Raw genomic sequence first — 13,654 nt, forward strand, 5'->3', positions numbered from 1 at the left:
CGGGTAAGACAGGCTCGCAATTGTGTCTTGCACGGTTTTCCTCGGCCTAAAACTGGAACAATCTTGGTTCCACTCTTGCTGTTTCGCCATATTCGTCTCACATGAGTGGGGAAAAGTCGCGACACAATCGTGTCATTCTTAAATCGACATCAGGTTTGGAGTTGTCATGTCTAAACGTCCTTCGATCTCTTTCAGCGAATTTGCAGTGCCGGAAAGAGGCGTGTCCATCGTCCTCGTCGCCAAGGGCGGCGGCTTTGCGGACGAGGCGGCCGCGGCTGCTGGCGGTGCGGAAAAGATCAAGCGTATTGCTGAAATTTCCGGGTTCACCGGTGCTTTGGGCAAGACGGCGGAAGCGATCGAGACGACTTCCAGCGGTGTCGACAAGATCGTTCTGGTCGGCGTCGGCGAGCCGGGCAAGCTTGGCAATGACGACTGGCTGAAGATCGGCGGCGCGGCATTTTCACGAATCGGCAAGGCGGAGCGCGCAACCGTGACGCTGGCACTGCCTGAAACCACCATCGCCGGTGATGAAGCTGCCGATCTGGCGCTGGGCATGATGCTGCGCTCCTACAAGTTCGAACGCTACAAGACGCGCAAGAACGATGAGGAAAACGGCGATCCGAAACACGCCGCGAAGATCAACATCTGCGTTGCGGATGCCCACACTGCGAAGCGGGCCCTCGAAGTCGCCGAAGCGGTGGCGGACGGCGTTATCCAGGCGCGCAATCTCGTCAACGAGCCTGCCAATATTCTGGGGCCTGTGGAGTTCGCGCAGGAAGCCGAAAAGCTCGAAAAGCTTGGCGTCAAGGTCGAAGTCCTCGGCGAAAAGGAAATGAAGAAGCTCGGCATGGGCGCGCTTCTCGGCGTGGCGCAGGGCTCTGTCCGCCCGCCGCGTCTTGTCGTCATGGAATGGCAGGGCGCGAAGAGCAAGGAAAAGCCGGTCGCGTTCGTCGGCAAGGGCGTGGTGTTCGATACGGGCGGCATTTCCATCAAGCCTGCCGCTGGCATGGAGGACATGAAGGGCGACATGGGAGGCGCGGCAGCCGTCACCGGATTGATGCGCGCCCTGGCTGGCCGCAAGGCGAAGGTCAATGCAATCGGCGTTATCGGTCTTGTGGAAAACATGCCTGACGGCAACGCCCAGCGTCCGGGCGACATCGTTACCTCGATGTCCGGACAGACGATTGAAGTCATCAATACTGATGCGGAGGGCCGTCTCGTCCTCGCCGACGCACTGCACTATACGAACGACCGTTTCAAGCCGCGCTTCATCATCAATCTGGCCACCCTCACGGGTGCGGTCATGGTCGCGCTCGGCCAGTATCATGCCGGTCTCTTCTCCAACGACGACGAGCTTGCGGACCAGCTTTACGATGCGGGTCAGTCGACGGGTGAAAAGCTGTGGCGCCTGCCGCTCGGCACCGAATACGACAAGATGATCGATTCGAAGTTCGCCGATATGAAGAACAGCGCTGGACGTTACGGCGGATCGATCACGGCGGCACAGTTCCTCAAGCGCTTTGTCGGTGAGACCCCTTGGGCGCATCTCGACGTTGCCGGAACGGCCATGGGTTCGCCTGCAAACGAATACAGCCAGACATGGGCTTCCGGCTATGGCGTCCGCCTGCTGGACCGCCTTGTCCGGGATCATTTCGAAAGCTAAAATCTTTTCTGAACAAAGGGATGGGTGGAGAAGCGGAATCAGTTTCTCCACCCGTTCGCGAAACGGATAGTGCATGGCGGAAATCCTCTTCTATCACCTGACGGAATCGACACTTGATGAAGCCTTGCCCGGCCTGGTCGAGCGGTCGCTCGCACGCGGCTGGCGCGTCACGATCCAGACCGTCAGCGAGGAAAGACGCGATGCGCTTGACGGCTTGCTCTGGACCTTTTCCGACACGTCCTTCGTGGCGCATGGCACCGACAAGGAGCCTCATCCCGAACACCAGCCGGTATTGCTGACCACCAGTGAAGCCAATCCGAATGGCGCGACTGTGCGCTTTCTCGTCGAAGGCGCCGGGCTGGAACAGGCGGACGCCTATGAACGCCTTGTGGTCATGTTCGACGGGCACGATCAGGAGCAACTCGATATTGCCCGGGGGCAATGGAAAAGTTTCAAGGCGGAGAACCACGATTTGACTTACTGGCAGCAGACGCCGGACCGCCGCTGGGAGCGCAAGGCATAATGAGGACGCTATTCATCTTGATGGCCGTCGCCGGCTTTGGTCTTGCCATTGGCTATCCGTGGTATGTGCGCCATTTCACCGGCAGCGAAATTGGCCGCTGGACCATGCTGGAAAACCGGCAGAGCGGTTTTAAGATTCAGGAAGTCAGGCTGTCGGCGGCTGATGGGCCGGTGCGCGTGTTCATCGATGCCACGCCTCTGCCGGGTTATGTGCCTGCGGAACGGCGCTCGGCGGTGACGCTTGCCGTCAGCCGTGACGGACAGCCGGTTCTCTCGCAGGGGCTCGACTTTGCCTCGACCACCGGTTCCATCAACACGGACCGCCCGCAGGATGGCAGTGTTCTGCGCCAGAGTGCCGGGGACATCGATCCCGTCATTCCGGGGCTTTATGCATTTCGTCTGGTGCAGGGAAATACAGACGGGCTTCAGATTTCAAAGGCCGATCTGGTGTTGCGGCGAGGGGCGGAAACGCCCAACGAGGTCTATACGACCATCGGCCTGATCCTCGGTGCCTTCGGGCTTTATGCATTGATGCGCACGCGCCTGCGTCCTCAAGGCTGAGGAAGCGCAGATGGGCGCTGCGATTTTCGACCGCATTCTGCTGTTGCTGCTGTCCGCACTTGCCGCCTTTGTCGCGCTCGTTCCGATGGCGGAATTGGGCTGGTTCGGTTCGTCCTTTGAGGGATCGAGCGGCTATCTGGCCATGTTCGTGGCTTTTCCGATTCTGACCGCCATTCTCGCAGTTCTTGCGGTGCGGTACGCACCGCGCCCGTTGCCGAAGGCACTGCGGATCGCTGGCGCGTCGATCATCGGTTTGGTCTATATAGTTTTCTTCGTGCTGTGATTGCCACTGCAGCGCAATGACTTGCCAGCGGTGGCGGATCAGTCCGCCATCGCTTCTTCATATTCGGTGGAGAGTTCCAGCCATTTGTCCTCTGCATCCGCAAGGGCGGAGCGTGCATCGCTCATCTTCTTGTTGATCCGGATCGCCTTTTGAGGCTCTTTCTCGTAAAGAGCCGGGTCTTCGAGCTGTGACGAGAAGACTTGAATCTGTTTCTGCAGCTTCTGGATCAAGGCTTCGGTTTCCTTGATCTTTTTTTGCAGCGGCGCCATGGCTTCGCGTTTCTGGGCGGCGAGTTTTCGCTGCTCGGCCTTGTTGACCCTGGCGTTGTCGTCGCGGTCGGAAACCGGTTCTCCCTTCGCGTCGGCCAGAACGATCTGCCGGTACTCGTCGAGATCGCCTTCAAACGTCTTCACGCCGCCCTCGCGGACCAGCCACAGCCGTTCCATTGTGGCTTCGATCAGATGGCGGTCGTGGGCGATCAGGATCACCGCGCCGTTGAAAGCGTTGAGCGCATGCACAAGCTCTTCGCGGCTGTCGATGTCGAGATGGTTGGTCGGTTCGTCGAGGATGAGCAGGTTCGGGCCGTGAAAGGTCGCAAGTCCCATCAGGAGGCGCGCTTTTTCACCACCGGAAAGATCCTTGGCTGGTGTCAGCATCTTTTCGGTCGAAAGGCCCATCTGCGCAACGCGCGCGCGGACCTTGGCCTCGGGTTCCGTCGGCATCAGCTTGCGCACATGCTCGATGGCGTTGTCCTCCGGAACCAGATCATCAAGCTGGTGCTGGGCGAAGAAGGCAACCTTCAGATTGGGCGAAACCGTGAGCGTGCCCTTTTCGGGCATCAGGCGACCGGCAATCAGCTTGGCCAGCGTCGACTTGCCGTTGCCGTTGGAACCGAGGAGCGCGATGCGGTCGTCATTGTCGATGCGCAGCGTCACATTGCGCAACACCGGCTTGCCCGGCACGTAGCCCACATCGGCATTGTCCAGCGCGATGATCGGGGAGGCGGCCTTCTTTTCCGCATCCGGGAAGCGGAACGGCTGCACATTGCTTTCGACATAAAGCTCGATTGGCTTGAGCTTTTCCAGCGCCTTCATGCGCGATTGCGCCTGACGGGCCTTGCTGGCCTTGGCGCGGAAACGCTCAACAAAGGATTCCATGTGCTTGCGGTGGGCTTCCTGCTTGGCATGGGCCTTCTGCTGCAATTCCAGCATCTCATGCCGCTGCCGCTCGAACTGGTCGTAATTGCCGCGCCAGAAGCTGATCTTCTTCTGGTCAAGATGCATGATCGACGACGTGGCCGAGTTCAGGAGATCGCGGTCATGGCTGATGATAATGACTGTGTACGGATAGCGCTTCACATAATCGACCAGCCAAAGCACGCCTTCAAGGTCGAGATAGTTGGTCGGTTCGTCGAGCAGCAACAGGTCCGGCTCGGCGAAGAGAACCGCAGCCAGTGCGACGCGCATGCGCCAGCCGCCGGAAAAGGCCGATGCCGGCTGGCGTTGCGCTTCCGCGCTGAAACCGAGGCCGGACAGAATGGCGCCGGCGCGCGCTTCCGCGGAATGGGCATTGATATCGGCAAGGCGCGTATGAATTTCGGCGATGCGATGCGGATCGGTCGCGGTGGCCGCTTCCTCCAGAAGCGCCGCGCGCTCCTTGTCCGCCTTCATGACGATTTCGATCAGCGCTTCGTCGGTGCCGGGCGCTTCCTGCGCGACCTGGCCGATACGAGTGTTCTTCGGCAGGGAGATGCTGCCGGTTTCGGGTGCGAGATCGCCCGTGATGACGCGAAACAGCGTGGATTTGCCGGTGCCGTTACGGCCGACGAAACCCGTCTTCGATCCCGCCGGCAGCGTTACGCTGGCGTGGTCGATAAGGAGGCGTCCGGCAATTCTTACGGAGATGTCGTCAAGGATAAGCATGATGAAAGCGCTTTTGCACGGCTTGAAGCGTTTCCGCAAGTATCAACATCAGTCAGGCGAAACGCCGCCCGCCTTCCGTCCGCAGGAAATGCATGAGATCGAGCGACGGCGCTTCCGTTCCCAGTCTGGTAAACGCGGTATGGATCTGTCCGCGATGGTGTGTCTGGTGGTTGAACATATGGGCAAGTGACGGCATGAGCCGCTGGCTTATCGTGCGCATTTTATTGAGTTTAGTATAGCTGAAGCGACCGCCGAGCTTCTGTGTGTCGAGGCCGTCCGCATAGCGGCATATGCGCGCGTCTTCCGCCTGCCGCAGATCGCGCAGCATGATGAAATTGTCGGAAACGATCGCATCAAGCGTCTTCGGATGATCGCCTTCCGTGGTGAAGCGTTTCATCCAGATGCGGTCGGCGACGAGCAGATGATTGAGTGTGCGATGGATGGAGCCGAAGAAGAGACCGAGATCGAGCCTGTATTCCTCGTCGCTCAACTGGGCAGCGGCGGCATAGACCAGTTCATTTGCCCATCGGTTGTAATAGGCGAACATTTGAAAATGCTGTTCCACGAGAACCCCCTGACCACCCGTCGGCGCCGCTTCTGCGAGGCTGAATCGGCGCGGCATCATCTATGCAATCAATTTTCTGTCGTCTCAAGGTGCTAATCGGTTCGCCTCTTGGCAATCGGGCCTATCGACGGTATAGAGCCTCACTTTTCTGAAAATTCCAGCACAAGGTGTCATAATGGCAATCGAACGTACCTTCTCCATGATCAAGCCCGATGCGACCCGCCGCAACCTGACCGGCGCAATCACCGCCAAGCTCGAAGCAGCTGGCCTGCGCGTCGTCGCTTCGAAGCGCGTCTGGATGAGCCTGCGTGAAGCTGAAGGCTTCTATGCTGTTCACAAGGATCGCCCTTTCTTCGGCGAACTGACCGAATTCATGTCTTCCGGCCCGACGGTCGTTCAGGTTCTGGAAGGCGAAAACGCCATCGCCAAGAACCGCGAAGTCATGGGTGCGACCAACCCGGCAAACGCTGACGAAGGCACCATCCGCAAGGAATTCGCCCTGTCGATCGGCGAAAACTCCGTACACGGTTCGGACGCTCCGGAAACCGCTGCGGAAGAAATCGCATACTGGTTCTCGGGCACCGAAATCGTCGGCTGATCCCAACGAGAATATAAAGAAAAAGCCCGCCTTCCCGGCGGGCTTTTTTGTTGTCTGGGCGATGCGTGGAAACAGGTTTCAAAGGCTCTGCGCGAGCCTTGCCACTTCCTTCCCTTCGTCGTCGAAGAGAACGAGCTTGCCCATATCGATCTTGTAGGACCGGGTCTTGCCGAGCACGTCGAGGAACTTGCGTTCCTGGTTCATGAGGGCAGGCGGGCACTGGACATAGGTCGATCCGATCTCGGCGAAGGAAATATTTTCCCCGGTCACGGTCGCCTTGCTGAAATAGCGGTTGCAGCCGCCCGACCCGCTGACCGCGCCATCGGTCGAAACCGTCAGGGTTGTCTGGGCATTGTCGATCACGCCGCCGCCTTGAATGTCCTCCGCGAGCCAGTCCTTGCCCTCGATGCCGATGGCAGCGCCTTCGTCACCGCTCTTGCGCACCATCACAACCTTTATTTCCGCAGGTTCGCCGGGGTTTTCCGGATCGATCGCATAGCGTTCGTCATTGACGAACCACAGCGTGTCGCCCGCCGAAATGCGCGCCTGCAAGGCATAGCTATGGCCGGGCTGGATCTGGTCCATATCGAAATTGATGGCAAACGGGATCGGCGATCCCTGAACGGATTCGATCCGCGTTTCGCCGATGACCTTCGAGGGGGCGTCGGCCAGCGAGACGTCGGAAAGCTGGACCGTCAGGCTTGCTTCCGGCGGCAGCGCGATCCGCTCGCGATACACGACCTTGCCGCTGACGGTCTTTTCCGCCGCCAGGCTGCTTGTCGGCATCGAGGTGGTCAGGAACAAGGCAGCGCCGCCAAGCGCGCCAATGCCGACCACAAGTGCCGCCGCAATTGAAAGGGTTTTCGCCAATCCATTTCGCATCGTTAAAGCCCGAAACTTCCGTTCCCGCATGCGTTGTTTGTTGCAAGACAGATGGCGCTGATGCGGATTCCAGTCTGTCTGTCATCATCGCCTGTCGGCATCTGATTCATGATATCGACAATAGCGAAATCTTCGTGTGAAAATTGTGGCGGCGCAAGAACACGCCAGCTAAATTACCCACTATTCTAGGGGGTTAAATAGTTAATTCGCGATTAAAATGAAAAATTGAGATCAATAGCGAACCCCCTGATCGGAAGATCATGACTGTTTCCAGCGTTCGCGTATCTTCTCGTCTTCCTCTTTGGACGATACCCATCCGCCGACAGAACCGTCGGCGAGATGCTCCCTTTTCCAGAACGGAGCATCGGTTTTCATGTAATCCATCAGGAACGACGCGGCCTCGAAAGCCGCGTGGCGATGCGACGAGGCCGCAGCCACCAGAACGATGTTCTCGCCGGGCCTGATAAGCCCGTAACGGTGAATGATCGTAAGCGCGGTTATCGGCCAGCGCGCGATGGCCTGTCGGGCGATGCGGGTGATTTCCGCTTCGGCCATGCCGGGATAGTACTCCAGTTCCAGCGCGGAAAGCGTGCCGCTTTCATCGCGGCAAAGACCGGTAAAGGTGACAATGGCGCCTATATCCGTGCGCCCCTGTTCGAGCTTGCGCAGTTCCGCCGCCGTGTCGAAATCTTCGCTTCTTATGCCGACGAACAGTGGGCATGGAGCTTGCCCGCTCATCTCATCCTCCCGTCATGGGCGGAAAGAGCGCGACTTCGTCGCCGTCATTCACCAGTTCATCATGCTCGGCATGTTCCTGATTGATCGCGGCGCGAATGACATGCTCATGCTCGAAAGCGGCATCATATTCCGGCCCAAGCGATTTCAGATGGCCGATGAGATCACCGACGGTCGTTTTGGGTGAGGGGAGTTCGATAGTCTCCTCGCCCTTGCCAATTTTCTCGCGCACCCATGCGAAATAGACGAGTTTTACCGCCACTGGATCAATCCATCACGTGTTTCAGGCCCGCCTTGAAGTAATCCCAGCCCGTGTAAAGCGTCAAAAGGGCCGATACCCAAAGCAGGACAATGCCTGTTTCCGTTACATAGGGCATGATCTTGTCACCGGCAGGGCCTGCCAGCAGGAATGCAAGCGCGATCATCTGTGCGGTCGTCTTCCATTTGGCGAGGCGCGAAACGGGCACGCTGACCTTCAGCTCGGCAAGATATTCGCGCAGGCCCGAAACCAGGATTTCGCGGCAAAGGATGATGATGGCGGCCCAGAGCGTCCAGCCGGCAATCGTGCCGTCAGCGGCGAGCAGCAGCAGGATGGCCGATACGAGAAGCTTGTCGGCGATCGGGTCGAGCATGCGGCCGATGGTCGATGTCTGTTTCCATATGCGGGCGAGATAGCCGTCGAAAAAGTCGGTGATGCTGGCGACGGCGAACAATCCGAGAGCTGTCCAGCGGGCGAAATCGCTCGACTCCAGCCGTCCCTCGATAAAGAAACACAACACCACAAGAGGCACGGCGATGATCCGGCCATAAGTGAGGATATTGGGTAGGGAGAGGGTATGATTCTTCTGCATTCGTTCCGCCGCATGTTTGTCAGTCGCACATCAACAGGGATATGACATAAAATCAACTCCCGCTAACATGTTCGCCCGCGACTTAGAGCGCGTTTCGATCTGATTGGATCAGATCGGCGCTCTAATCCTTTGTTTTGACGCGCATCTTATCGGAAACCGTTCCACACTTTTCAGGATGCGCTCTAATGACGCTTGTAGATGATTCCCGGACAAGTTTGTGTCATCGATCCCGGAAATGGTCGTGGATCGTCCGCGCCATGGCTTCCGAAATGCCGTCGATCTGCATGAGGTCCTCGACCGCAGCACGCGAAACCGCCTTTGCGGTCCCGAAATGATGCAGGAGCGCACGCTTGCGCGACGGGCCGATTCCCGCGATTTCATCGAGCGGATTCTTGACCATTTCCTTCTTGCGCCGGGCGCGGTGCGTGCCGATGGCGAACCGGTGGGCCTCGTCGCGCAGACGCTGGATGAAATAGAGCACCGGATCGCGCGGCGGCAGCGTGAACGCCTGCTTGCCTTCCACGAAGAAGCGTTCACGTCCCGCTTCGCGGTCGACGCCCTTCGCGATGCCGATGGCATTGACAAGATGGCTGATGCCAAGCTCGCCAAGAATTTGCCGCACGGCGCCCACCTGGCCTTGCCCGCCGTCGATCAGGATGACATCGGGCCAGGCTGGAAACGTATCCGTTACTTCGGTGTCGGCGGGTTCTTCCGGCGTGCCGTGTTCCTTGACCAGCCGCGAGAAGCGACGCTCGATCACTTCTCGCATCATGCCGAAATCGTCGCCCGGCGTAATGTCGGTCGAGCGGATGTTGAACTTGCGGTACTGATTTTTGACGAAACCTTCCGGCCCGGCGACGATCATGCCGCCGACAGCGTTCGTGCCCATGATGTGGGAGTTATCATAGACCTCGATCCGGCGCGGCGGTTGCGACAGGCCGAAGGTCTCGGCCATACCCTGCAAAAGACGGGCCTGCGACGATGTTTCGGCAAGCCGCCGCCCAAGCGCCTCGCGCGCATTGGTGAGCGCGTGATCGACAAGGTCCTTCTTCTCGCCGCGTTGCGGCACGTTGACCTGTACCTTATGGCCCGCGCGCGTCGAGAGTGCTTCGGCAATAAGCGATTGCTCCTCAACCGTCTCGGACAAGAGAACCAGCCGCGGACTTGGCTTGTCGTCATAGAACTGGGACAGGAATGCCCCCAGAACCTCCGCCGGGCCGAGCGAACTGTCCGCCTTGGGGAAATAAGCGCGATTGCCCCAGTTCTGGCCGGTACGGAAGAAGAAGACCTGAATGCAGGTCATGCCGCCTTCCTGATGGATGGCGAAGACGTCAGCCTCTTCAACCGTCTGCGGATTGATGCCCTGATGGGATTGCACATGAGAAAGCGCCGCCAGACGATCCCGGTAAACGGCTGCATGCTCAAAATCGAGGTCCGCCGACGCGGCCTGCATTGCCGTTGCGAGGTGGTCCTTTACCGACTGGCTCTTGCCGGACAGAAACGCCTTGGCCTCATTGACGAGTTCGGCATAGTCCTCATCGCTGATCTCGCGCGTGCAGGGGCCGGAACAACGCTTGATCTGAAAGAGAAGGCAGGGACGGGTGCGCGTTTCAAAAACCGAATCCGTGCAGGTCCGCAGCAGGAAGGCACGCTGAAGCGCGTTGATCGTGCGACCGACAGCACCGGCAGAGGCGAAGGGACCGAAATAGTCTCCCTTGCGGGACCGCGCACCGCGATGCTTGAAAATGCCGGGTGCCCGATGGTCGCCGGTCAGCAGAATATAGGGAAATGACTTGTCGTCGCGCATCAGCACGTTGAAGCGCGGACGCAACCTCTTGATGAGATTGGCTTCCAGCAACAAGGCTTCGGTTTCCGTCCGGGTGACGACGAATTCCATCGTCACCGTTTCGCGGATCATCCGCGTGATGCGATTCGAATGGCCGATCCCGCGCGCATAGTTGGACACCCGCTTCTTGAGATTGCGCGCCTTGCCGACATAGAGCACGTCACCATCGCCGTTGAACATGCGATAGACGCCCGGATTGTTCGGCAGGCGCTTCACGAAAGCATTGATGATGTCCTGACCGCTCAGGCCTTCAATATCCGGCAGGCCATCCGAGGAATCCCATTGAATGGAATCGGCAGCGGACGGAGAGGCCGGAACATCGGCTATATCGTCGGTCTCGTCATCCTCTTCGGTCTCCGCGTCGCCAATGATGATACCGGCCACATCCTGCTCGTCATCGGACGGCAGGTTTGCAACGGCATCCTCATTGTTCTTGCGGTTTCCAGTCATTCCGTAATTCCTGCAATATCCGGGGTTTCCCATGCCAGGTGCTGTCCGCCGTCAAGGGCGATCATCTGGCCGGTGACGGAGCGGCTTTCCCAGAAATAGCGAACAGTACGCCCAAATTCCGACAATTCCGGCGCGCGCTGCAAAAGAAGTTGTTCGACCTGCTGTTCAAAATCGCCCGGCTTCTGCCGTTCGCTCGGCAATGTGGGGCCCGGCGCGATTGCATTGACCCGGATACGCGGCGCGAGCGCCTGCGCCATGGTTCGGGTGGCATTCCACAGCGCCGTCTTCGAAAGCGTATAGGAAAAGAAGTTCGGATTGAGCTTCCATACGCGCTGGTCGATTACATTGACGACAAGCGCGTCCTCGCCGTCGGGCAGGGCATTCGCCATTTCCTCGGCCAGCAGGACCGGCGCCTTAAGGTGGATCGCAAAGTGCTTGTCCCACAGTGCCATGTCCAGTTGCCCGATACGGTCGTCTTCAAACAGCGATGCATTGTTGACCAGAAGCCGGATCGGCCCGAGCTGCTTCGCTGCATCCCGGACAAGGTTGCGGACATCGGTTTCCGAGGCAAGGTCGGCGCGCACGACACAGGCTTTTCCGCCTTGTTCGTTTATGGCTGCGGCAAGGGCCGCGCCGTCATCGACGGAGTGATTGCAGTGTATGGCGACCGGGAAGCCATGGGCGGCAAGGTCTTCGACGATTGCCTTTCCAATGCGCCGTGCGCCGCCGGTTACCAGAACCGGACATTTGGCAAGCAGGCGAGGCTCGTGATCATTCAACACGGTAAACACTTTCTTATCGAGATTCTTCAATCGATTTCATGCCACTTCGGTCGGAAAATTGCAGCTAAAAATAGCATCCGCAACATTCATAGCTGACAAAATTGTAGGGATTTCAGCGACTTCGTTTCGTCTGGCCGGGCGGCGTGCGGCGCCACCGACACCATCCTCCCACTATATAGGTGCCAGCAACGGGCGTTGCGATAATGCAACATCGCAATTTTGCCACGTTCTCGTCAGGTTCTCTCCACAGAAGCGGGCATTTCGTGCCGCAATTACCGTCGATATGTCGGTCCTGTCAGCGCGGCATGGACGATTACTCCCAATGTCGCCCGCCCGATAAGGGACCGCGCAAAAGGTAATTTGTGTAAGGAGAATGCTATGCGCACTCTTAAGTCTCTCGTAATCGCCTCGGCTGCGCTGCTGCCGTTCTCTGCGACTGCTTTCGCTGCTGACGCCATCCAGGAACAGCCTCCTGTTCCGGCTCCGGTCGAAATGGCTCCGCAGTACAGCTGGGCTGGCGGCTACACCGGTCTGTACCTCGGCTACGGCTGGAACAAGGTCAAGACCAACACCGACGGCAGCATCAAGCCGGACGACATGAAGGCTGGCGCTTACGCTGGCTGGAACTTCCAGCAGGACCAGTTCGTATACGGTGTTGAAGGCGACGCCGGCTACTCCTGGGCCAAGAAGTCCAAGAACGGCCTGGAAGTCAAGGAAGGCTTCGAAGGCTCGCTGCGTGGCCGTCTCGGCTACGACCTGAACCCGGTCATGCCATACATCACCGCCGGTGTTGCTGGTAAGCAGGTCAAGCTCGACAATGGCTTTGACGACGAAAGCAAGTTCCGCGTTGGTTGGACTGCTGGTGCAGGTCTGGAAGCCAAGCTCACGGACAACATCCTGGGCCGCGTTGAATACCGTTACACCCAGTTCGGCAACAAGACCTATGATCTTGGCACCGAGTCGGTCCGTAACAAGCTCGACACCCACGACATCCGCGTCGGCGTTGGCTACAAGTTCTAATTATCTGATAATTGAACACGGAAAACCGGGCAGGCAACTGCCCGGTTTTTTGTTGCGCCGTTTTTGGGCTCAGTTGGTCGCGGCATCTGTCAGCCAGCCGCGAAAAGCCGACATCGCTTCGGTTCCCGCCCGCGATTGCAGCCGCGTCAGCCAGTAACTGCCCATCGTCACCGTCGTTTCGAATGGCTGGACGATGGTTTCCGACAGCAATTGCCGGGAAAACATCAGCGGCGGCGCAAGCGCAATACCCGCTCCCTGCATGGCGGCTTCCATCATCGCAAGCGACGAATCGAACATGATGCTTCGGGGCAGGGGCATGTCGCCCGTGACGCCTGCCGCCAGAAACCACTGCGTCCATTCATCGGCACGGTAGGAGCGCAGCAACGTGTGGCGCGCAAGATCGGCCGGTGTTCGCAATTCGCGCGCAAGTTCGGGAATGCAAAGCGGCGACAAGGGTGCTTCCAGCAATCGCGTTGCATCGATGCCGTGCCAGGCGCCGCTGCCGAACCGGATGGCGTAATCCAGCCCCTCCGCCGCAATATCCACCCGGTTGTTGTTGGTCGAAAGCCGCAGGTCGATGAACGGATAGCTTTTCTGGAAATCTGGCAGGCGTGGCAGCAGCCAGCCCACCGCAAGCGTCCCCACCGCGCCAACCCGCAATATTTCCCGGTAATGCCCCGCCTCGAAACGTTCGAGCGTTCCGGCAATCCTGTCGAATGCGTCCTTCAATGTGGGGAGCAGCGTTTCCCCTTCGCTGGTCAGCATCAACCCGCGCGGCAGGCGCTCGAACAGCGTCACATTCAGCCGGGTCTCAAGGCTTTTGACCTGATGGCTCACAGCGGCCTGCGTGACGCAAAGCTCGATCGCGGCCTTGGTGAAGCTGAGGTGGCGCGCCGACGCTTCGAAGGCGCGTAGCGAATTGAGCGGGAGATGCGGACGAACCATGGAGACCCAAATTTTTCTAACGTCAAATG

Annotated in this window: 15 protein-coding genes; 6 read left to right on the forward strand and 9 right to left on the reverse strand. The window is 58.8% G+C overall.

The annotated features are described in order from the left end of the window. The first annotated feature begins 166 nt into the window (after nucleotides 1-166). The 4 genes from OINT_RS03630 to OINT_RS03645 all read left to right on the forward strand — a co-directional run bounded on the left by OINT_RS03630 (nucleotide 167) and on the right by OINT_RS03645 (nucleotide 3,029). Nucleotides 167-1,663: a leucyl aminopeptidase gene (locus OINT_RS03630; protein ID WP_006466416.1), complete on the forward strand. Its 1,497-nt coding sequence runs from the start codon at nucleotides 167-169 to the stop codon at nucleotides 1,661-1,663. 73 nt (nucleotides 1,664-1,736) lie between these two features. Then, nucleotides 1,737-2,186: a DNA polymerase III subunit chi gene (locus OINT_RS03635; protein WP_006466417.1), complete on the forward strand. Its 450-nt coding sequence runs from the start codon at nucleotides 1,737-1,739 to the stop codon at nucleotides 2,184-2,186. After that, nucleotides 2,186-2,746: a type IV secretion system effector BspB gene (gene bspB / locus OINT_RS03640; protein WP_006466418.1), complete on the forward strand. Its 561-nt coding sequence runs from the start codon at nucleotides 2,186-2,188 to the stop codon at nucleotides 2,744-2,746. Before OINT_RS03635 ends, bspB begins: the two co-directional genes overlap by 1 nt. 10 nt (nucleotides 2,747-2,756) lie before the next feature. After that, entirely contained in the window at nucleotides 2,757-3,029 is a 273-nt protein-coding gene (locus OINT_RS03645; RefSeq protein WP_039852468.1) for a hypothetical protein, read from the forward strand. Nucleotides 3,030-3,067: 38 nt separating this feature from the next. On the opposite strand, the gene OINT_RS03650 is transcribed toward OINT_RS03645, so the two are convergent. Next, complete coding sequence (locus OINT_RS03650; protein ID WP_039852910.1) at nucleotides 3,068-4,951, reverse strand: ABC-F family ATP-binding cassette domain-containing protein; 1,884 nt, start codon at nucleotides 4,949-4,951, stop codon at nucleotides 3,068-3,070. A 52-nt stretch (nucleotides 4,952-5,003) separates the two neighbouring features. After that, nucleotides 5,004-5,516 (reverse strand): DinB family protein, encoded by a 513-nt coding sequence (locus OINT_RS03655; RefSeq protein ID WP_039852912.1) that lies wholly within the window; start codon nucleotides 5,514-5,516, stop codon nucleotides 5,004-5,006. Nucleotides 5,517-5,691: 175 nt separating this feature from the next. Between OINT_RS03655 and ndk the strand changes: the two genes are divergently transcribed. After that, nucleotides 5,692-6,114 (forward strand): nucleoside-diphosphate kinase, encoded by a 423-nt coding sequence (gene ndk / locus OINT_RS03660; RefSeq protein ID WP_006466421.1) that lies wholly within the window; start codon nucleotides 5,692-5,694, stop codon nucleotides 6,112-6,114. A gap of 78 nt (nucleotides 6,115-6,192) precedes the next feature. Here ndk and OINT_RS03665 read toward each other — a convergent pair whose 3' ends face one another. From OINT_RS03665 to OINT_RS03690, 6 genes are all read right to left on the reverse strand, one after another. Next, the gene (locus OINT_RS03665; RefSeq protein WP_021587839.1) at nucleotides 6,193-6,996 is read right to left on the reverse strand and encodes a YbaY family lipoprotein; all 804 of its coding nucleotides are present in this window, start codon (nucleotides 6,994-6,996) and stop codon (nucleotides 6,193-6,195) included. A 258-nt stretch (nucleotides 6,997-7,254) separates the two neighbouring features. Beyond that, the gene (locus tag OINT_RS03670; protein ID WP_006466424.1) at nucleotides 7,255-7,734 is read right to left on the reverse strand and encodes a molybdenum cofactor biosynthesis protein MoaE; all 480 of its coding nucleotides are present in this window, start codon (nucleotides 7,732-7,734) and stop codon (nucleotides 7,255-7,257) included. A gap of 1 nt (nucleotide 7,735) precedes the next feature. Next, nucleotides 7,736-7,993 (reverse strand): molybdopterin converting factor subunit 1, encoded by a 258-nt coding sequence (moaD, locus tag OINT_RS03675; RefSeq protein ID WP_006466425.1) that lies wholly within the window; start codon nucleotides 7,991-7,993, stop codon nucleotides 7,736-7,738. 4 nt (nucleotides 7,994-7,997) lie between these two features. Next, nucleotides 7,998-8,582, reverse strand: coding sequence for a CDP-diacylglycerol--glycerol-3-phosphate 3-phosphatidyltransferase (gene pgsA, locus OINT_RS03680; RefSeq protein ID WP_006466426.1), 585 nt, complete (start codon nucleotides 8,580-8,582; stop codon nucleotides 7,998-8,000). A 220-nt stretch (nucleotides 8,583-8,802) separates the two neighbouring features. Continuing rightward, entirely contained in the window at nucleotides 8,803-10,878 is a 2,076-nt protein-coding gene (gene uvrC / locus OINT_RS03685) for an excinuclease ABC subunit UvrC (protein WP_039852471.1), read from the reverse strand. Then, a complete protein-coding gene (locus OINT_RS03690) occupies nucleotides 10,875-11,690 on the reverse strand; it encodes an SDR family oxidoreductase (protein ID WP_006466428.1) in 816 nt (271 codons plus the stop codon). Before OINT_RS03690 ends, uvrC begins: the two co-directional genes overlap by 4 nt. A gap of 348 nt (nucleotides 11,691-12,038) precedes the next feature. Between OINT_RS03690 and omp25 the strand changes: the two genes are divergently transcribed. Continuing rightward, the gene (gene omp25, locus OINT_RS03695) at nucleotides 12,039-12,680 is read left to right on the forward strand and encodes an outer membrane protein Omp25 (protein WP_006472445.1); all 642 of its coding nucleotides are present in this window, start codon (nucleotides 12,039-12,041) and stop codon (nucleotides 12,678-12,680) included. A gap of 69 nt (nucleotides 12,681-12,749) precedes the next feature. Here the strand turns inward: omp25 and OINT_RS03700 are convergent, their stop codons facing one another. After that, nucleotides 12,750-13,625 (reverse strand): LysR family transcriptional regulator, encoded by an 876-nt coding sequence (locus tag OINT_RS03700; protein ID WP_006472444.1) that lies wholly within the window; start codon nucleotides 13,623-13,625, stop codon nucleotides 12,750-12,752. Nucleotides 13,626-13,654 lie beyond the last annotated feature (29 nt).

The sequence above is a fragment of the Brucella intermedia LMG 3301 genome, from assembly GCF_000182645.1.
Lineage (GTDB): Bacteria > Pseudomonadota > Alphaproteobacteria > Rhizobiales > Rhizobiaceae > Brucella > Brucella intermedia.